This window comes from Streptomyces sp. NPDC001536 (genome assembly GCF_042894505.1).
Lineage (GTDB): Bacteria > Actinomycetota > Actinomycetes > Streptomycetales > Streptomycetaceae > Streptomyces.
In genome coordinates, this window is the sequence record NZ_JBIAVQ010000003.1 from 580874 (window position 1) to 599887 (window position 19014).

The 19014-nt window shown below is 68.4% G+C and carries 18 protein-coding genes; 10 read left to right on the top strand and 8 right to left on the bottom strand.

The window, feature by feature from the left end; translation table 11 throughout:
* The first annotated feature begins 3 nt into the window (after positions 1-3).
* The 9 genes from rpmH to ACFY0U_RS11640 all read left to right on the top strand — a co-directional run bounded on the left by rpmH (position 4) and on the right by ACFY0U_RS11640 (position 6945).
* The gene (gene rpmH, locus ACFY0U_RS11600) at positions 4-141 is read left to right on the top strand and encodes a 50S ribosomal protein L34 (protein WP_005482975.1); all 138 of its coding nucleotides are present in this window, start codon (positions 4-6) and stop codon (positions 139-141) included.
* A 22-nt stretch (positions 142-163) separates the two neighbouring features.
* Positions 164-535: a ribonuclease P protein component gene (rnpA, locus tag ACFY0U_RS11605; RefSeq protein WP_388633724.1), complete on the top strand. Its 372-nt coding sequence runs from the start codon at positions 164-166 to the stop codon at positions 533-535.
* Positions 532-885: a membrane protein insertion efficiency factor YidD gene (yidD, locus tag ACFY0U_RS11610; protein WP_388633727.1), complete on the top strand. Its 354-nt coding sequence runs from the start codon at positions 532-534 to the stop codon at positions 883-885. The genes rnpA and yidD overlap by 4 nt, the downstream gene beginning before the upstream one ends.
* Before the next feature lie 3 nt (positions 886-888).
* Positions 889-2157 (top strand): membrane protein insertase YidC, encoded by a 1269-nt coding sequence (gene yidC, locus ACFY0U_RS11615; protein ID WP_388633729.1) that lies wholly within the window; start codon positions 889-891, stop codon positions 2155-2157.
* Between the two features lie 15 nt (positions 2158-2172).
* On the top strand, positions 2173-2685 hold the full coding sequence (locus ACFY0U_RS11620; RefSeq protein ID WP_388633732.1) for a protein jag: 513 nt from the start codon (positions 2173-2175) through the stop codon (positions 2683-2685).
* A gap of 127 nt (positions 2686-2812) precedes the next feature.
* Positions 2813-3532 (top strand): 16S rRNA (guanine(527)-N(7))-methyltransferase RsmG, encoded by a 720-nt coding sequence (rsmG, locus tag ACFY0U_RS11625; RefSeq protein WP_388633735.1) that lies wholly within the window; start codon positions 2813-2815, stop codon positions 3530-3532.
* A gap of 302 nt (positions 3533-3834) precedes the next feature.
* Positions 3835-4908 carry a ParA family protein gene (locus ACFY0U_RS11630; RefSeq protein WP_388634318.1) on the top strand — a complete coding sequence of 358 codons (1074 nt, stop codon included), beginning with the start codon at positions 3835-3837 and terminating at the stop codon, positions 4906-4908.
* Positions 4905-6005, top strand: coding sequence for a ParB/RepB/Spo0J family partition protein (locus ACFY0U_RS11635; RefSeq protein ID WP_388633737.1), 1101 nt, complete (start codon positions 4905-4907; stop codon positions 6003-6005). The genes ACFY0U_RS11630 and ACFY0U_RS11635 overlap by 4 nt, the downstream gene beginning before the upstream one ends.
* A gap of 322 nt (positions 6006-6327) precedes the next feature.
* Positions 6328-6945, top strand: coding sequence for a GNAT family N-acetyltransferase (locus ACFY0U_RS11640; RefSeq protein WP_388633740.1), 618 nt, complete (start codon positions 6328-6330; stop codon positions 6943-6945).
* A gap of 75 nt (positions 6946-7020) precedes the next feature.
* Here the strand turns inward: ACFY0U_RS11640 and trxA are convergent, their stop codons facing one another.
* The 7 genes from trxA to ACFY0U_RS11675 all read right to left on the bottom strand — a co-directional run bounded on the left by trxA (position 7021) and on the right by ACFY0U_RS11675 (position 16695).
* On the bottom strand, positions 7021-7353 hold the full coding sequence (trxA, locus tag ACFY0U_RS11645) for a thioredoxin (protein ID WP_033273254.1): 333 nt from the start codon (positions 7351-7353) through the stop codon (positions 7021-7023).
* Positions 7354-7399: 46 nt separating this feature from the next.
* A complete protein-coding gene (gene trxB / locus ACFY0U_RS11650; RefSeq protein WP_388633744.1) occupies positions 7400-8368 on the bottom strand; it encodes a thioredoxin-disulfide reductase in 969 nt (322 codons plus the stop codon).
* Between the two features lie 186 nt (positions 8369-8554).
* Positions 8555-9421 (bottom strand): anti-sigma factor family protein, encoded by an 867-nt coding sequence (locus ACFY0U_RS11655; RefSeq protein ID WP_388633746.1) that lies wholly within the window; start codon positions 9419-9421, stop codon positions 8555-8557.
* On the bottom strand, positions 9418-10143 hold the full coding sequence (sigM, locus tag ACFY0U_RS11660; RefSeq protein WP_388633748.1) for an RNA polymerase sigma factor SigM: 726 nt from the start codon (positions 10141-10143) through the stop codon (positions 9418-9420). The genes ACFY0U_RS11655 and sigM overlap by 4 nt, the downstream gene beginning before the upstream one ends.
* Positions 10144-10174: 31 nt before the next feature.
* Positions 10175-11896: a discoidin domain-containing protein gene (locus tag ACFY0U_RS11665; RefSeq protein ID WP_388633751.1), complete on the bottom strand. Its 1722-nt coding sequence runs from the start codon at positions 11894-11896 to the stop codon at positions 10175-10177.
* A 138-nt stretch (positions 11897-12034) separates the two neighbouring features.
* The gene (gene murJ / locus ACFY0U_RS11670; protein WP_388633754.1) at positions 12035-14284 is read right to left on the bottom strand and encodes a murein biosynthesis integral membrane protein MurJ; all 2250 of its coding nucleotides are present in this window, start codon (positions 14282-14284) and stop codon (positions 12035-12037) included.
* A gap of 47 nt (positions 14285-14331) precedes the next feature.
* Complete coding sequence (locus ACFY0U_RS11675; RefSeq protein ID WP_388633757.1) at positions 14332-16695, bottom strand: DUF6049 family protein; 2364 nt, start codon at positions 16693-16695, stop codon at positions 14332-14334.
* A 246-nt stretch (positions 16696-16941) separates the two neighbouring features.
* Between ACFY0U_RS11675 and ACFY0U_RS11680 the strand changes: the two genes are divergently transcribed.
* Complete coding sequence (locus ACFY0U_RS11680) at positions 16942-18384, top strand: CCA tRNA nucleotidyltransferase (RefSeq protein WP_388633760.1); 1443 nt, start codon at positions 16942-16944, stop codon at positions 18382-18384.
* 112 nt (positions 18385-18496) lie between these two features.
* On the opposite strand, the gene ACFY0U_RS11685 is transcribed toward ACFY0U_RS11680, so the two are convergent.
* On the bottom strand, positions 18497-18991 hold the full coding sequence (locus ACFY0U_RS11685; protein WP_388633763.1) for a hypothetical protein: 495 nt from the start codon (positions 18989-18991) through the stop codon (positions 18497-18499).
* Between the last annotated feature and the right edge of the window lie 23 nt (positions 18992-19014).

Here is a 19014-nt window from a genome sequence, read left to right on the forward strand (position 1 = left end):
CGAGTGAGCAAGCGCACCTTCCAGCCGAACAACCGTCGTCGCGCGAAGACCCACGGCTTCCGCCTGCGGATGCGTACCCGTGCCGGTCGCGCGATTCTCGCGAACCGCCGCAGCAAGGGTCGCGCCAGCCTGTCCGCCTGATCCTGATCAGGTCAATGACGTCGTGCTGCCTACCGAGCATCGGCTGAGGCGGCGCGAAGACTTCGCGACCGCGGTACGACGGGGGCGCCGGGCTGGTCGTCCGTCCCTCGTCATCCATCTTCGTAGCGGTGCCACGGACCCGCACGCGCCTGGGGAGAGCGCTCCCCCGACGCGTGCGGGTTTCGTCGTGAGCAAGGCCGTGGGCGGTGCGGTGGTGCGCAACAAGGTGAAGCGCAGACTGCGGCATCTGATGCGCGACCGGATCGAGCTGTTTCCCCCCGGTAGCCTGGTAGTCGTACGAGCGCTGCCCGGTGCGGGTGACGCCGACCATGCACAGCTGGCCCGAGACCTGGATGCCGCCATCGAGCGGTTGCTGGGAGGGGGCGCGCGATGAAGTACCCGCTGCTTGCTCTGATCAAGCTGTACCAGTGGACGATCAGTCCACTGCTGGGGCCTGTCTGCAAGTACTACCCGTCGTGCTCCCACTACGGCTTCACAGCCATCGACCGGCATGGTGCGATCAAGGGCACGGCGCTCACCGCCTGGCGCATCCTGCGGTGCAATCCGTGGTCGCTGGGCGGTGTGGACCATGTTCCGCCCCGCAAGCGCCCGCGGTGGCACGAAATGCTGCGTAACGCCTGGCGTGCACGCAAGGGCGGGCCCTCCGCCGCCGAAACGGCCATTGAAGGACAGACTCCTTCGAGCCCGGCCGCAGAGACACCGTCCCATGCCCAAGGAGCATGATTAGTGGACACGATTGCCAGCCTCTTCAGCTTCATCACGACACCTGTCTCCTGGGTCATCGTCCAGTTCCACAAGGTGTACGGCGCCCTCTTCGGCCCCGACACCGGGTGGGCCTGGGGCCTGTCGATCGTGTCCCTGGTGATCCTGATCCGTATCTGCCTGATCCCGCTCTTCGTGAAGCAGATCAAGGCGACCCGGGCCATGCAGACGCTGCAGCCCGAGATGAAGAAGATCCAGGAGCGCTACAAGAACGACAAGCAGCGCCAGTCCGAAGAGATGATGAAGCTCTACAAGGAGACGGGCACCAACCCGCTCTCCTCGTGCCTTCCCATCCTGGCGCAGTCGCCGTTCTTCTTCGCGCTGTACCACGTGCTCAACAGCATCGCGAACAACGACACCATCGGCTCGATCAACCAGAGCCTGCTGGACAGCGCGCAGAAGGCGCACATCTTCGGTGCCCCGCTGGCCGCGAAGTTCACCGACAGCTCCGCGGACGTCACCGCGCTGGACGCCAACCTGACCAGCGTCCGCATCGTGACCGCGGTCATGATCGTCCTGATGTCGGCGTCGCAGTTCTACACGCAGCGCCAGCTGATGACGAAGAACGTCGACACCACGGTGAAGACGCCGTTCATGCAGCAGCAGAAGATGCTGATGTACGTCTTCCCCATCATGTTCGCCGTCTTCGGCATCAACTTCCCCGTCGGTGTCCTCGTCTACTGGCTGACCACCAACGTGTGGACCATGGGCCAGCAGATGTACGTCATCCACAACAACCCGACCCCGGGTTCCAAGGCCCAGGCCGCGTACCTGGAGCGCCTGTACAAGCACGTCACGCACCACGGCAAGACCCGTGGCCGTGGTGAGAAGGCCATCGTCAAGGCCATCGTCGCCAAGGGCCGTGACCGCAACGAGTTCGAGCGCAAGTTCATCAACGGCCTGAACAAGGCCGGTCTCGCGGCCCAGGCGGACGGCACCGTGGTGAAGGGCGAGGCCCAGGCCGCCGCCGAGACCGAGGACGGTACGGCGACCGGTACTCCCAAGCGTCAGCAGCCGAAGCGGCAGAGCAAGTCGCAGCGGCAGTCCGGTGGTGCTTCCGGCACCCCGAAGGCGGCCGGCGAGCCCACGTCGCTCAGCAAGTCCGATGAGCCCGAGGACGCCAAGCCCGCCGCCGCTCCGGCCAAGAAGCAGTCCGGCGGCAGTACCCGCAGCAAGGCCCAGTCCGGACAGCGCAAGGGTCCGCAGCGGCCCAAGTCCCCGTCCAAGAAGTAAGAAGGAGTCCATCCCGTGACGGAAGGCACCACCTCCGCCGCTGCCGAGGGTGTAGACACCCTGTCCCGCCTGGAGCAGGAGGGCGAGATCGCGGCGGACTACCTCGAGGGTCTGCTCGACATCGCCGATCTCGACGGCGACATCGACATGGACGTCGAGGCCGACCGCGCTGCTGTGTCCATCATCAGCGACTCGGGCGGCCGCGACCTGCACAAGCTGGTCGGCCGTGACGGCGAGGTGTTGGAGGCGCTCCAGGAGCTCACGCGCCTGGCCGTGCACCGGGAGACCGGGGACCGCAGCCGGCTGATGCTGGACATCGCGGGCTACCGTGCCAAGAAGCGTGCTGAGCTCTCCGAGCTGGGTGCCAAGGCCGCCGCCGAGGTCAAGAGCACGGGTGAGCCCGTGAAGATGCAGCCGATGACGCCGTTCGAGCGCAAGGTCGTGCACGACGCGGTCAAGGCTGCCGGTCTGCGCAGCGAGTCCGAGGGTGAGGAGCCGCAGCGCTTCGTCGTTGTGCTTCCCGCCTGATCGGTCCGTACGTTCCTCCGGCCCCGTCTGTAGCGCAGACGGGGCCGAACTTTGTCAGCCTGATAGTTCTGGTGGATGTGGTGATCGGCGCCGGGTGCGCCCATCGCGGTACGGAAGGACGGTCCCCGTGACGGAGGCAGCGGAGCTTCCCCCTGCGCCCGAGCAGGCGCGCACGGTGTTTGGTGATCGCTACGCGGATGCGGTCCGGTACGCCGAGCTGCTCGCTGAGGCGGGAGTGCAGCGCGGTCTGATCGGCCCGCGTGAGGTGCCCCGGCTGTGGGAGCGGCACCTGCTGAACTGTGCGGTGCTCTCGGAGGTCGTCCCGGAGGGTGTGACGGTCTGCGACGTCGGCTCGGGCGCCGGCCTCCCCGGCATTCCCCTGGCGCTCGTCCGTGAGGACCTGAAGATCACGCTGCTGGAGCCCCTGCTGCGGCGTACGACCTTTCTGACCGAGGTCGTGGAGCTGCTGGGCCTGGACCATGTCACGGTCATGCGAGGGCGTGCCGAGGAGGTCATGGGCAAGCTGCCGCCGGTGCATGTGGTGACGGCGCGTGCCGTGGCCCCGCTGGACCGTCTGGCCGCCTGGGGCATTCCTCTGCTGCGCCCGTACGGGGAGATGCTCGCGCTCAAGGGCGACACGGCGGAGGAGGAGCTCAAGGCGGCCGGCACGGCGCTGAGCAAGCTGGGTGCTGTGGAGACGTCGGTCCTCCAGGTCGGGGAGGGCGTGGTGGATCCGCTGTCCACGGTCGTGCGGGTCGAGGTCGGGGAGAGCCCTGGCGGTGTGCGCTTCGCGGCGAAGCGGGCCAAGGCAGCCCGCACGGGAAGGGCGCGTCGACGCCGGGGGTAGCGGTCGTCCGGGTAGTCGGCGTCGAGTGCGTCGTTGATCCGTCCTGACGACGAGACGTACTCCACACAAGCTGCCAAACCTACGCACGCCGGAGTGTCGCGACAGTTCGGCCTCGACTGCTGTGCATCGTGTTTCACGTGAAACGTCGCTCACTGCTGCACGGCATCATCAGCCGTGGTCGCGCTGCGGCCGAACCCCGTGACCGGAAGCCTCTTGGGTCACTCGGAGAGGCAACGGAGTTGTCCACAGAGGTGGATTTCTCCACAGAACGCCAGGCCTCACTGGTTCACGACCCCGAAGACATGGGAGGCTCTGTTCATTGCGAGCCTGAAGTCGAGGAGAGTGAATCCTTGCGGTCCGACGCCAACATCGCGGGACCGATGACCGATCCGGTCCCCGGTCCCCGTACCGAGTCGATGGGGGACGATGTTTCACGTGAAACACCGCCCCCGATGGACGACACTCCCATCGGTCGTGCTGCCCAATTGGCGGTGGAGGCACTGGGCCGTGCCGGCGAGGGCCTGCCTCGGCCTGAGCAGACCCGTGTCATGGTGGTCGCCAACCAGAAGGGTGGCGTGGGTAAAACGACGACAACGGTCAACCTCGCCGCTTCGCTGGCGGTGCATGGCAGCCGTGTCCTCGTGATCGACCTCGACCCGCAGGGCAACGCATCCACGGCCCTGGGTATCGACCATCATGCCGAAGTGCCGTCCATTTATGACGTCTTGATCGACAGCAAACCGCTGGCCGAAGTCGTCCAGCCGGTTCCGGACGTAGAGGGCCTCTTCTGCGCCCCCGCCACGATCGACCTCGCCGGCGCGGAGATCGAGCTGGTCTCCCTGGTGGCACGTGAGAGCCGGCTTCAGCGGGCGATCCAGGCGTATGAGCACCCGCTGGACTACATCCTCATCGACTGTCCGCCCTCGCTCGGCCTGCTGACCGTCAACGCGATGGTGGCCGGTGCCGAGGTCCTCATTCCGATCCAGTGCGAGTACTACGCGCTGGAGGGTCTGGGGCAGCTGCTGCGCAACGTCGATCTGGTGCGGGGACACCTCAACCCCCACCTGCATGTCTCGACGATCCTGCTCACCATGTACGACGGCCGGACGCGGCTCGCGTCCCAGGTGGCGGACGAGGTGCGCACCCACTTCGGTGACGAGGTGCTGCGGACGAGCATTCCCCGCTCGGTCCGTATCTCCGAGGCGCCGAGCTATGGGCAGACGGTGCTGACTTACGATCCAGGATCGAGCGGTGCCCTCTCCTATCTTGAGGCGGCACGAGAAATCGCGCTGAAGGGCGTGGGGGTCGCCTATGACCCGACGCAGGCCCATATCGGCACCCAGAGCAACCCGAGCATGGTGGAGGGTATCCAGTGAGTGAGCGACGGAGGGGTTTGGGCCGTGGGCTCGGCGCACTGATCCCTGCAGCCCCGACGGAGAAGACACCGGCTCAGGCCGGGGTGGGGGGCGCTGGTTCCGCGTCTCCGACGGCCGTACCGGTGCTGACGACCGACCGCGGAGTGGCTGCGGCGAAGGTGGCCACGCTGCCGCCTGTTTCACATGAAACCGAGGAGCCGTCGGTCAACGGCTACGCGGAGACGCCCGGGCCTCCCGTGGGCGCCTACTTCGCGGAGCTCCCGCTCGACTCCATCTCACCGAACCCGCGCCAGCCGCGTGAGGTCTTCGACGAGGACGCGCTTCAGGAACTGGTCACCTCCATCCAGGAGGTCGGTCTCCTCCAGCCGGTCGTCGTCCGGCAGGTCGGTCCTGGGCGCTACGAGCTCATCATGGGCGAGCGGCGCTGGCGGGCCAGCCGTGAGGCGGGCCTGGAGGCGATCCCGGCGATCGTTCGGGCCACCGACGACGAGAAGCTTCTCCTGGACGCGCTCCTGGAGAACCTGCACCGCGCTCAGCTGAACCCGCTGGAAGAGGCCGCCGCCTACGACCAGTTGCTGAAGGACTTCAACTGCACGCACGACCAGCTGGCGGACCGCATCGGCCGTTCCCGTCCGCAGGTCTCCAACACCCTGCGTCTGCTGAAGCTCTCTCCGGCCGTCCAGCGCCGGGTGGCCGCCGGGGTCCTCTCCGCCGGACACGCTCGCGCCCTGCTCTCTGTCGAGGACTCGGAGGAGCAGGACCGTCTGGCTCACCGGATCGTCGCCGAGGGTCTTTCGGTGCGTGCCGTGGAGGAGATCGTGACCCTCATGGGGTCGCGGCCGCAGACGGCTCAGCGTTCCAAGGGACCGCGAGCCGGCGCCCGGGTCTCCCCGGCGCTGACCGACCTGGCAGGCCGTCTCTCGGACCGTTTCGAGACGCGGGTGAAGGTCGACCTGGGGCAGAAGAAGGGCAAGATCACGGTCGAGTTCGCCTCCATGGAGGACCTGGAGCGGATCCTCGGCACGCTCGCCCCCGGCGAGGGACCCGTCCTCCAGAAGAGCCTTCTGGACGGCGACGCCGAAGACACCGAGGACTGAGCCTCAGACCGGCAGGGCGTGATGCCCGGCGGTCGACGGAGCGGGCTGTGTCCGGTGGGTACCGGACACAGCCCGCTCTTTGCTTTCAGGCGGTATCGGGGCAATCACATCGTGGATACCATGCGTTTGGGTATGGCGCATCCACCCGGCAGCACCTTCAGGGGAGGGCAGGTGTCATGCGAACGGTGAGCCGCACCGGACTGGTGAGCGCGGGCCTGGGGCTGGGAGCGGTCGGCGGCTTCGTCGGCAGCCTGCTCCGGGAACGGAGCGCTCTGACAGCCGCCCGCGATGCCGCGGGCGAGGGAAGCGAGGAACAGCCTTCATGGGCCGTCGGCTCGTACCGCTCACGCTGGACAACCTTCAGGACGTTCCCAAGCGCTGTCGCTCGTGTGTCTTCTGGGAGCTGGACCCAGTCAGTGGTGAGGCCGCGCTAAAGGCGGGAACAGCCGCTCTGGAGAAGGAAGCCTGGATCTCCTCGGTCCTGCTGGACTGGGGATCGTGCGGCCGTGTCGTGTACGTCGACGAGGTACCGGTGGGCTTCGTGCTCTACGCTCCTCCGGCCTATGTCCCCCGCGCGACGGCGTTTCCCACGAGCCCCGTGTCACCTGACGCCGTGCAGTTGATGACGGCGTTCATCATGCCCGGATATCAGGGGCAGGGGCTGGGCAGAGTGATGGTCCAGACGGTGGCCAAGGACCTCCTGCGACGCGGCGTCAAGGCGATCGAGGCGTTCGGGGATGCCCGCTGGCAGGAGCCGGCCTGCCTTCTGCCCGCCGACCATCTCCTGGCGGTGGGCTTCAAGACGGTCCGTCCCCACCCTCTGCATCCGCGTCTGAGGCTGGAGCTGCGGACGACGCTCTCCTGGAAGGAAGACGTGGAGATGGCGCTGGACCGGCTTCTGGGGGCCGTACAGAAGGAACCGGCGCTACGGCCGCTGTAACGACAATGGGCCAGCCCTGACGGGCTGGCCCATTCGTGTTTCACGTGAAACGTCGCTCCGGTTTCACGTGGAACGTCACTCGGCGATGAAGTCCTCGAGGTCGCGAACGATCGCGGCCTTCGGCTTTGCGCCCACGATGGTCTTGGCGACCTCGCCACCCTGGTAGACGTTCAGGGTCGGGATGGACATGACGCCGTACTTGGCGGCCGTACCCGGGTTCTCGTCGATGTTGAGCTTGACGACCTCGATCTTGTCGCCGTATTCGGCGGCGATCGCCTCGAGGGACGGAGCGATCTGGCGGCACGGACCGCACCAGGCGGCCCAGAAGTCCACCAGGACGGGCTTGTCGTTCTTGAGGACGTCCTGCTCGAAGGAGTCGTCGGTCACGTTCTTCAGGGTGCCGGCCACGGCGGGCTCCTTAACTGGTTGTGCGGGGGTGGGGTGGAAGGGAGGGTCAGACAGCGGTCTTCTCGGGCTCCGCCTGCTCCTCGTCCGCGAGGGCGGCGAGGAAGCGCTCGGCGTCGAGGGCGGCGGAGCAGCCGGTGCCGGCCGCGGTGATCGCCTGGCGGTAGGTGTGGTCGACGACGTCGCCGGCGCCGAAGACACCCGTCAGGTTGGTCCGCGTGGAGGGGGCTTCCACCTTCAGGTAGCCCTCCTCGTCCAGCTCCAGCTGGCCCTTGAAGAGCTCGGTGCGCGGGTCGTGGCCGATCGCGATGAACAGGCCGGTCACCGGGAGGTCCGAGAGTTCGCCGGTCTTGAGGTTGCGCAGCTTCAGGCCGGACAGCTTCGGGTCGCCCTGGATCTCGGCGACCTCGCTGTCCCACACGAACTTGATCTTCGGGTCGGCGAAGGCGCGCTCCTGCATCGCCTTGGAGGCGCGCAGGGTGTCCCGGCGGTGGACGATCGTCACGGACTTGGCGAAGCGCGAGAGGAAGGTGGCCTCCTCCATCGCGGTGTCACCGCCGCCGATCACGGCGATGTCGTGGTCCTTGAAGAAGAAGCCGTCGCAGGTGGCACACCAGGAGACGCCACGGCCGGAGAGGGCGTCCTCGTTGGGCAGGCCGAGCTTGCGGTGCTGCGAGCCCGTGGTGACGATGACGGCCTTCGCCTTGTGGACGGTACCGGCGGTGTCGGTGACGGTCTTGATCTCGCCGGTCAGGTCGACGTTGACGACGTCGTCCGGGATGAGCTCGGCGCCGAAGCGCTCGGCCTGGGCACGCATGTTGTCCATGAGCTCGGGGCCCATGATGCCGTCCTGGAAGCCCGGGAAGTTCTCCACCTCGGTGGTGTTCATCAGCGCACCACCTGCGGTCACGGCGCCCTCGAAGACCAGCGGCTTCAGCGACGCGCGCGCGGTGTAGAGCGCCGCCGTGTAGCCGGCGGGCCCGGAGCCGATGATGATCACGTTACGGACGTCGCTCACGGCTTGGTTCCTCGTCTCTGGACTGCGTCAGTACGGCCGGTGGGAGCCCTCTCGGAACTCTCACCCCACCCAACGGATCCTAAGGGGCGCGCATTCCCGGTGTGTCCGGGCACACGGAGAGGCGACACGGTACGGGATACCACGCTGGACGGAGACGAAGCGTCAGCCCGTGGACCGCGTGAAGTGTCAGCCTGAGGATCGTGTGTAGGAGTGCGTCAGCAGAACCTTCGCCGAGGACGAGGAATCCGTTTCGCAGGCGGCGTCGACCACGTAGGCGTCGACGCGGCTGGTGTCCTTGGCGTCGGGCATCACCACGAGATACGCCGGGTCGCCCTCGTACGTGCCCTTCTTGGCGGCCAGGGCGTCGGCCTCGCGACCGATGCCCTGAAGGACGCAGGCAGGCACCTGAGGGAGGATCTTGTTCTTGAGCTCGTTGTCGGGGGCGGTGTTCACACCGAAACTGTCCGGGTTGCGGGAGACCGCCCCGGAGGTCTGTCCCAGAAGTGCGGAGACCTCGCTCTCGATCTTCTTCCCGGAGAAAACGTCGGCCTGCGTGGTCGGGTCGGACGGCTTGCCGTCGTTGAAGGACGACAACAGCACCGAACCGAGCCCCAGAGCGGCGACCGTGAACACCGTGCCGAGAACGGCGATCCTGCGGCGCCCGTCACGGGAGCGGCCTTTGCGGCCCGGGCCTGTGGTGGAGCTGCGGGGGCGGCCGGCGGGACGGTCCACTGGCACCGATGTTTCACGTGAAACATGCGCCTCGGTGAGCGCGGGGGCATCCGCGGTGTCGGGGGCCGTGGCGTTGAGCAGAGCCTCGGCGGCCAGTGCGGCGTCGATACGGCTCGCGACGTCGTCGGGCATGCGCGGGGGACCCGGCAGTGTGCCAAGCAGACCCCGGATCTCCTCCAGGGACGCGTGGACGTCTGCGCAGAGCTCGCATTCGTCCAGATGCCGCCGTACGTCCGTGGTCCGGGACGGGGGGAGAAGGCCTTCGGTGAGGTCGGAGATCTCCGCGACGTCCGGGTGCCCGGCCGTGTCTGTCGATGTCACGCTCGCCCACCTCCGCCCTTCACAGCAGCTGAATCGCCTGGACCTGTCTCGCGGGGACCTGTGTCATGAGGTTCCGCTGCGGGTGGGACGGATGTCCCCTGCATCCGGTTCCGTCCCCCGCCCGCTTCTCTGCTGTCACCGGTGTTTTCCGGCCGCAGATGAGTGAGGAGGGGAAGGAGTCTGGCTCTGCCGCGGGCGCAGCGGCTCTTCACCGTGCCGGTGGGGACGTCGAGCATGCGGGCCGCTTCGGCGACCGGGTATCCCTGCATGTCCACCAGGACGAGGGCTGCCCGTTGGTCGGGGGGAAGCGTGCCGAGGGCTTCCAGGAGCTGGCGGTGCAGATCATTGCGCTCCGCCGGGGCCGAGGCCGACTCGTGCGGCTCCAGGAGCTGTTCCAGGCGTTCGGTGTCGTCGACTGGGGACGTCTTGCGGGAGGCCGCCTTGCGGGCGCGGTCGAGACAGGCGTTCACCGTGATGCGGTGCAGCCACGTCGTGACGGCCGATTGGCCGCGGAACGTGTGGGCGGCCCGGTAAGCGGAGACCAAGGCGTCCTGGACGGCGTCAGCGGCCTCCTCGCGGTCTCCGAGCGTCCGCAGGGCCACCGCCCACAGGCGATCACGGTGACGCCTTACGAGTTCGCCGAAGGCGTCGGGATCGCCGTCCACATGCCAGGCGAGGAGGTCCTGATCGCTTGCGTCGCCGTATGCGGTGCCATCTGCCATCGGACCCCCTCCCCTGGGATGCGGTGAGTTGTCAGCCGGTGAACTTCACGTTGGTGATGGCCTGCTTGTAGCCGGCCTGGCTGTAGTTGGCGGAATCCGCGCCGGAGTACGGCATCGCGGTCAGCCAGACGAGCACATAGCGGCTCTTCACCGGCTTGTCGACGGTGATCCTCGCGGAGGTGCCGCTCGTCGTGACCTTGCCCAGTTCCTTCATCGAGCTGAGCGGTGTGGACGAGTCCGGTGTGTCGGTCGCGTACAGCTTGACGGTCGTGTGATTGCCGCCGTACCGGAGGGAGAGCGTCGCGGCCGACACCTCCTGGGTGGAACCGAGGTCGTAGACGATCCCGACGCCAGGCTTGATCACTATCTCCGGACCGTCGTTGTAGCTGTTGGTCCGCCATCCCGTCGTCGCACTGCCGTCGTACGTGAGACCCACGTCGCCGGGGTGCTGGGCGTCGCCCTCGGCCACGTACTCCTGGGCGCCCTCGATGCCGAGCGGCTTGGCCGGCTTCGTTTTGTCGCTGCCCTTGTCGTTGTCGTCCGTCGTCTGCGTCTGGTTGGTGTCGTCGGACTTGTTGCCCTGGTCCATGAGGGCGTCCGCGAGCTGCCAGCTGCCGAGGCCCAGCGCGGCGATGAGAAGCGCCGACACGGCCCACTTGAGGGCCCTGCCGGTGCGGCTCTGCAACGGGGGCGGAGGAGTCGCGAGCACCTGCGTGGCACCCGGGTGCGGCGCGGGGCGGCCGTACGTGCCCTGCTGGTACGTGGTGCGCTGGTACTCGGGCGGCGCGGTGAACGCCGGCTCCGGGGGGCGGATGCGAGGCATCTCGCCGATCGCCTTGACCAGTTCCTCGGGCGTGGTGCACGCGGACTCGTGGCGGGAGGCGGTGGCGCCGTCGTTGACGAGGGCGCGCATCGACAGCTCGGACAGACCGCGGTGCACGCCGGCCCGCACCTGGTCCGGGGCGATCAGACCGACGTCCTTGGGCAGCCCGGACAGACCGTAGGCGTCGCTCTCGTACGGCCAGCGCTGGGTGAGCCCGGCGTACAGCAGGGCGCCGATCGCCTCCGTGTCGGTGCGCTGCGGGGTGTCGGAAGTGATGCCGCGCAGCGCGGCGTTCACGGCGAGGCCGCGGATGCGCCACTGGCCGCTCGAAGTGCGCAGTACCGCGTTCGGGTTCAGGCGCAGATGCGCGAGGCCCTCGCGGTGGGCGGCTGCCATGGCGGCCGCGATCTGACTGACCATCTGGTAGGCGTCGTGCGGTTCCAGCGGCCCGGGGGCCAGGAGCGTGGTCAGTTCGGTGGCGTCGGGCAGCCACTCGTGGACGACGTAGACGAGGTCGTTCTCCTCGACGGCGTCCAGGACCTGGACGAAGCGAGGGTCACCGAGCAGCGCGGACGAACGGGCCGCGGCCAGGACGGAACGAGCCCGTGAGTGGTCCGCGGGCAGGATGTGGACGCCGACCGCGCGGCGGAGTTTCTCGTCGACCGCACGCCAGCTGCTGAAGCCGTCCAGACGGGTGACGCACTCTTCGAGCCGGTAGCGTCTGGCGAGCTTGTGGCCGCTGTGCAGTTCGGGCGGTGAGGCTTTCCCGGGACTTTCTGTCCCGCCACTCCCCTGTGCCTCGTTGTTGTCCGTGTCCCGCTCCCGGTTCTGGGCCACCCCGTCGGCCGTGGACTGGTCCGCCTGTGCGGTCAGCGGCTCATCGCCACTGTTGTCTGCCACGTCGACGGCAGCCGTGCTCCGTTCCGCCACCGTCGTCCCTGCCTCCCCATTCGTTGCGCGCCGACCGACTTCCGTGCGCGCCGTCCGACGCCGAACCCAATTGTGCCCACAGTCCGCCGCTATGCACGACACACGGTGGCGGACGATGGTTGTGCGCGTACCCGTTTATCAGCGCCCCAGCCGTCCGCGCACCATGCCGACCAGGGAGTTCATCTCTTCGATGCGCATCTTGCGAGCGGCCACGAAGAAGATCCCGAGCAGCACGGCCCCGCCGACGATCAGGGCGGCGAACGAGCCGATGACGCCCTGCCCGAGGGTGTGGCTGATGCCGTAGCAGACCGCGCCGCTGAGGACTGCCGCCGGTACCGAGGCGATGCACAGTCTGGCGTACGTCCGCATCACGCGAGCGCCGTCCAGGTCCCCGCCGAGCCGCTTGCGCAGGCGGCTCCAGGCGACGCCGACGCCGACGGCGTAGGCGAGGCCGTACGAGGCCGCCATGCCGACCACGGCCCAGCGGGCCGGGATCACGAAGTAGCAGACGGCGGACGCGGCGGCGTTGACGGCCGCCACGATGACCGTGTTGTAGAACGGCGTCCGGGTGTCCTCGTAGGCGTAGAAAGCGCGCAGGACGACGTACTGCACGGAGAACGGGATCAGGCCGAGACCGAAGGCCATCAGCATGAAGCCCATGTTCGTGGCCTGGTCGGCCCCCGAGGCGCCGAAGATCAGGGTGCACATCGGGATGCCGAGGGAGACGAAGCCGAAGGCGATGGGCACGATCGCGACGGCCGTGGTCCGCAGACCTTGGGAGATGTCGTCGCGGACCGCGCCGGTGTCGTTCTCCGCGGCCGAGCGCGAGATGCGGGGCAACAGGGCGGCCATGAGGGACACGGTGATGATGGCCTGCGGGAGGCCCCAGATCAGTTGGGCGTTGGCGTAGGCGGCGAAACCCGTGCCCTTCACGCCGGAGTCGATGCCGGAGGTGGTGGAGAGCTGGGTGACGACGAGGGCGCCCGCCTGGTTGGCCAGGACGAACAGGATCGTCCACTTGGCGAGCATGGCGGCCTTGCCGAGGCCGTGTCCCTTCCAGTCGAAGCGCAGCCGCATCCGGAAGCCGGTCTCCCGCAGGTACGGGATCATCGACAGCGCCTGGACCACCATGCCGAGCAGGATGCCGACGCCGAGCAGACGCTGGCCCTCCGGCGGGATGTTGGTGACCGCCATGCCGGAGCGCTCCGCGGTGCCGTACACCCAGAGGAACGTGCCGAGCGTCACGATGATGACGACGTTGTTGAGGACCGGGGTCCACATCATCGCGCCGAACTTGCCGCGGGCGTTGAGGATCTGCCCCATCACCACATGGATGCCCATGAAGAAGATCGACGGCAGGAAGTAGCGGGTGAAGGTGACCGCGACCTCGTTGGCCGCGGGGTTGCCCGCGACCGAGTTCGACAGAACACGGACCAGGAGCGGCGCGGCGAACATCGCGAGTGCGGTGAGCGCGGCGAGCACCACCATGACGAGTGTCAGCAGCCGGTTGGCGTATGCCTCGCCTCCGTCCTCGTCGTCCTTCATGGCACGCACCAACTGCGGCACGAAGACGGAGTTGAGACCGCCGCCGACGGTCAGGATGTAGATCATCGTCGGCAGCTGGTAGGCGACCTGGAAGGAGTCGCCGAGGAGGCCGAGGCCCAGTACCGACACAATCATCGCGGAACGCACGAACCCGGTGAGCCGGGACACCATCGTGCCCGCCGCCATCACCGCGCTGGACTTCAGCAGGCCGCCGGCCTTGCCCTTCTTCGCCGGAGCCGGTGCGGCCGGAGGCGGTACGGGGGCGGTGCCCAGGTTCATGGTCCTGTCCGCGGAGGGCGGCATGGGGGGCTCGGCGCCCGGGACCGGTGCCGGGGAGGGGCCGGGGACCGACGGGGGCTGGTACGGGGGTTGGCCACCGCCCTGCTGCTGGTCGCGGAAGAGGTGGGCGAAGGCGTCCGGCTCGTGGCGCTCCTCGGCGGAGTGCGTGACGAGGTCGTCGACGCCGACGTACTGGGTCGTGCGGGGATCGTCGCCGTAGGGCAGGTACTGGGTCGGCCCGTCCGGCTCGGGCGCCGGCGTCTGGGCCCACACGTGCGGGTCGGGCGCGTACGGGGACTGCTGAGGCTGGGCGTACAGCGGCTGCTGCGGCTGGTAGGTGCCCGGGGGCGGCGGAGGGTGCGCGGCGCGATCGTAGAGCGCCTCGGCGACCGGGTCCTGGGCGGAGAGGTCCTGCGCCCGGTAGGGGTCCTGCTCGTAGGCGTCCTGGAGGTACATGTCCGCGGGGGGCTGCGGCGGCACCTGGCCGTGCTCGGGCGGCGGGCCGTCCGGGTAGCCCGAGCTGCCCGCGGCCTGGCCGCGGTCACCGTCGTACGGCGCGTTCATGGTTACCCCACCTCATCGTCCCGGGCCCACCGGCGGCCACGACATCCTCAACGGTCCACTCTCTCACCCGTGCCGGACGGGTCGGCGCTTTCCGCTGCGGTGTCCGGCGCAGGGTCACTCGGCTGCTCCGGGTCGTCTGCCCCGCGCAGGGGACCGGACTCCTTCTGGAGGCGGTCCTCGGAGTCCGCGGGGTTCTCCGTGGTGTCCACGGTCTCACCGGACTCGTGGGGGTCCTCCTCCGCGGCCTCGCGGGCGGCTGCGCGCTTGCGCTGCGTGTACATCCGGAAGCCGGCGAGGACCAGCAGGAGGAAACCGCCGCCGATGACCAGCATCACCGTGGCTGTGAACTCGGTGACCTTCACGTCGAACTGAACGGGGTCGCCGTACGCCTGGCCGTCCTCCGTGAACAGCTGGGCGGTCACCGTCGCCTGGCCGTTGGCCTGGGCGGAGGTGGTGAACTTCACCGACTGGCTGTGCCCGCCGGAGACCGTGACCCGCTGCTCCTGGTACTCGCCGTCGCCGATCTTGAGGCGGGTCGGGCTCGTCGAGGTGAGCCGCAGCACCAGGTGATCGACGCCCTGCACCAGGTTGTTCTGCACGGTCACGGGGATCGTGGCGCTGCGTCCGGAGAGCTTGGTCTCGGACTTGTCGATCAGCTTGACCTGTTCGGTGAGGGAGTTGAGGTACCACTCCACACCGTCGCGATAGCGGTTCGCCTCGGCGGCGCGGCCTCGCCACGACGTGGACATCTCACGGTTCATGGCTCGCCCGAAGGGGGTCACGACCCGGGACTCGTCGGTGAGGATGACCTTGAACCTGTCGAGCTTGTCCTGCGTGGTCGCGATCTGCTCGAAGGCCCCCTTCGGCAGTTCCTGCTTGCGTAGCGCGGACGGGTAGGCGGACGCCGACGGCACCTTGGTGGTGGCACTCGTGTCCGGCTTCGCTGCGGCCGCCGACGTGAGGCCCTGGGCCTGGGACCAGTTCCCGTCCTGGAGGGCTGCGACCGCCTCGGCCATCGCCCGGGCCTGGCTCGCCGTCGCCATGCGCTGCGGGGCGACGACGATGCTGCGCTGCTTGTCGGTCTGGGCGTTGAGCGCCAGGCTCGACGCGAGGAACTTCTGGACGGCGAGCGTCGCGGCGGAGGCCTTCGTCAGATCGCCCTCGAAAGCCGTGGACAGCCGCGCGTCCGCGACCACCGCGGTCGTACCGCCTCCGATGGGGCGGGCCGCGGAGGGCGTGTACGGCAGCCCGCCGGTCTCCTGGAGGCTGTCGCTGCGCGCGATCACCTTGTCGGCGCCGGCGGAGGTGGCGACCTTGACGATCGACGGGTCGACGGCACCTTCGACGGGCCAGGCGTAGTCGGTGCTCGGCGTGACGTGGAGCACCGTCTGCACCGTCGTTGCGGCGGCGTCGGTGGCCTCCTTGAGGTGGCTCAGCGAACCGGTGACCGTCGTGCCGTTGTGGGCCAGCGAGGCCAGGTCCGGGTCGGAGAAGGGGAGGGCGACGACCTCCTTGTCCGCCACCGCCTCCTGCAACTCGGCCAGCCAGTCCCTGGCGGCCTGTTGGTGCGTGCCCGCCACGGAGCCGCTGCCCGACTCGACGCGGTAGGTACGTGTCATCGCGTCGACGGAGGCCAGCAGGTCCGGGTCGATCACCCAGGTGACGTCCAGCTCCTTGCCCAGCGACAGCATCTGCTCCAGGCGGCCGCCCGGGGAGAGCTCCTTGGCGAGGTCGTCGTTGAGGAAGACCGGCGTCTGCTGTTCGTTGGACCCCGTCTCCGCCGTCATGTGGACGGTGGAGACGAGCGGCCACAGGACCGTCGTCTTCGTCGTCGTGTCGGCGCCCTCGGGCTGCCAGGGCAGGAACGTCCGCTGGATGCCGAGCACCTGCTGCCACTGCTGTGCGGACGTCTCACCGGTCAGGGAGACGCCGAGCTGGTAGACGCCGTCAGCGCCCAGGTCCAGCTCGTCGACCGGCACGGAGATGCTGAAGGCCTGTGCGACGCCCGGGGCGAGCTTGGTGAACTTCTTGGCGTACTTGCCGCCGACGACCGTTCCGTCGAGCCCCGGCTGGAAGTCGGTGCGCTTGGCGACGGTGTCGATCGCCGAGCGGGTGCTGAGCTCGGGTCCCACGCGGAGGTCCACCTGGGCGTCGGTGACCGCCTGCTTGCCGTTGTTGGTCACGGTGCCGGACACGGTGAGCGTGTCGCCGTCCGTGGGGGCGCTGGGGGTGAGCGTGTCGAGAGCGACGGCCACCGTGCTCGAGCCGGACGCCGCCGCCGCGGGCGTGGCCGCGGGCAGCTGGAGGAGGCCGGCCAGCAGAGGCGCCCCGGCGAGCAGGGCTCCGGTGCGCCGCAGCCACCGGCGGGCAGGTGAGGGACTCATCCCCTGGAAGTCTGCCGCCTCGGCCACGCGCTCGCCCGTCCCTCGTCGTCGTCAGTGGTCGTCGGAATGTGCGTCCACGCATGGTAACGATGCGCGCTGTGGGGAAGTGCCGCGGACTGGTCCACAAGATCGGGGGAAGGGTCCGGGGCGTCCCGTATGTGTGCGTATAAAGGGGAGCGATTCCGCACGTCCGAGGGGTGAGGCTCACACCGCCGGCTGTGCAGATTTAATGGAGGCGCCCGGCGTCGCCCGGGCCACGTACCCTCTTCTGTTGTGCCGAACGCCAACGAAGACACCCCCAGTGCCCTGAGCCAGGTGCAGCTCCGCGCGGTGAGTGAACTGCTGCGGGTCGCTCCTGTCGCCGACGATCTCGCCCGCCGATTCCAGGAGGCCGGGTTCTCACTCGCCCTGGTCGGCGGCTCGGTCAGGGACGCGTTGCTCGGCCGGCTCGGCAATGACCTGGACTTCACGACCGACGCCCGCCCCGAGGACGTACTGAAGATCGTGCGCCCGTGGGCGGACTCCGTGTGGGACGTCGGAATCGCCTTCGGCACGGTCGGGGCACAGAAGGACGGCTACCAGATCGAGGTCACGACGTATCGGTCGGAGGCGTACGACCGGACCTCGCGCAAGCCCGAGGTGTCGTACGGCGACTCCATCGAGGAGGACCTCGTCCGGCGTGACTTCACCGTGAACGCGATGGCCGTCGCGCTTCCGGAGAAGGAGTTCATCGATCCGCACGGCGGGCTCGACGACCTCGCGGCGCGTGTGCTGCGTACGCCCGGCACTCCTGAGGCTTCCTTCTCGGACGACCCGCTGCGGATGATGCGGGCCGCGCGCTTCGCCGCGCAGCTCGACTTCGAGGTGGCTCCCGAGGTTGTCGCCGCGATGAAGGACATGTCCGGACGGATCGAGATCGTCTCGGCCGAACGGGTACGGGACGAGCTGAACAAGCTCATCCTCTCCACGCACCCGCGCAAGGGGCTGACCCTGCTGGTCGACACCGGACTCGCCGAGCATGTGCTGCCCGAGCTGCCGGCCCTGCGTCTGGAGAGCGACGAGCACCACCGGCACAAGGATGTCTACGAGCACACGCTGATCGTCCTTGAGCAGGCGATCGCGCTGGAGGAGAACGGTCCCGACCTGGTCCTGCGTCTGTCCGCCTTGCTGCACGACATCGGCAAGCCGCGTACGCGCCGCTTCGAGCAGGACGGCCGGGTCTCGTTCCACCACCACGAGGTGGTCGGCGCGAAGATGACCAAGAAGCGCATGACGGCGTTGAAGTACTCCAACGAGTTGGTGAAGGACGTCTCGCGGCTGGTCGAACTCCACCTGCGTTTCCACGGGTACGGCATGGGCGAGTGGACGGACTCCGCGGTCCGCCGCTACGTCCGTGACGCCGGTCCTCTTCTTGACCGCCTCCACAAGCTGACCCGGTCCGACTGCACCACGCGCAACAAGCGCAAGGCGGCCGCGCTGTCCCGTGCGTACGACGGCCTGGAGGAGCGCATCGCCCAACTCCAGGAGCAGGAGGAACTCGACGCGATCCGCCCGGACCTGGACGGCAACCAGATCATGGAGATCCTGGGCGTGGGTCCCGGCCCGGCCGTTGGCCGCGCGTACAAGCACATGCTGGAACTGCGCTTGGAGAATGGACCGATGGGTGAGGACGCTGCGGCGAAGGCACTCAAGGAGTGGTGGGCCGAGCAGGGCTGAGGCAGAGAAATGGGTTCATGTTTCACGTGAAACATGAACCCGGGATACGCCGAGGGGCGATGTTTCACGTGAAACATCGCCCCTCTTGGCGTCTGCCGTACGTCAGGACCTACTACTTGTCCTTCAGGCAGAGCAGGAAGTTACTGCCGTCGCCGGTCTCGGTGTAGACGTACTGGAAGTCCTTGGCCTCTGCGGCGCACTTCGTCTCGGCGAGGCTTCCGCTGAACGTGCCCTCGATCTTGGCCAGCACCGTGAACTCAGCCTTCGAGGAGGTGCAGTCGACGACCTCGAGGTCCGGGTCGTTGTCGTTGGTGCTGCCGCGGTGCATGCAGTCGCCCACCGCCGCCGTGTTGGCGTCGTCGCGGCTCGATATGTAACCGCCGATGGCGATACCGGCGACAGCCAGGACGATGACGATGTTCTTGATCGTCTTGAAGCTGAGCTTGCGGCGAGGCTGCTCCGGCGGAACCGGCGCGTAAGGGACGGTGCCCTGCGGGGGAACGCCCTGGCCCTGGGCGAAGGGGTTGCCGCCCTGGGGCGGGTACGGGGCCTGGGGCTGCTGGCCCTGGGCGTACGGGTTCTGGCCCTGGGGCGGCGGAGTAGTCACTTGGGTGTCCCCCTAGAACATGG

Coding starts and splice junctions, on each gene's coding strand:
- yidD (WP_388633727.1), top strand. CDS start 532: ATGAAGTACCCGCTGCTTGCTCTGATCAAGCTGTACCAGTGGACGATC.
- ACFY0U_RS11630 (WP_388634318.1), top strand. CDS start 3,835: ATGGGAGGCTCTGTTCATTGCGAGCCTGAAGTCGAGGAGAGTGAATCC.
- ACFY0U_RS11640 (WP_388633740.1), top strand. CDS start 6,328: ATGGGCCGTCGGCTCGTACCGCTCACGCTGGACAACCTTCAGGACGTT.
- sigM (WP_388633748.1), bottom strand. CDS start 10,143: ATGGCAGATGGCACCGCATACGGCGACGCAAGCGATCAGGACCTCCTC.
- murJ (WP_388633754.1), bottom strand. CDS start 14,284: ATGAACGCGCCGTACGACGGTGACCGCGGCCAGGCCGCGGGCAGCTCG.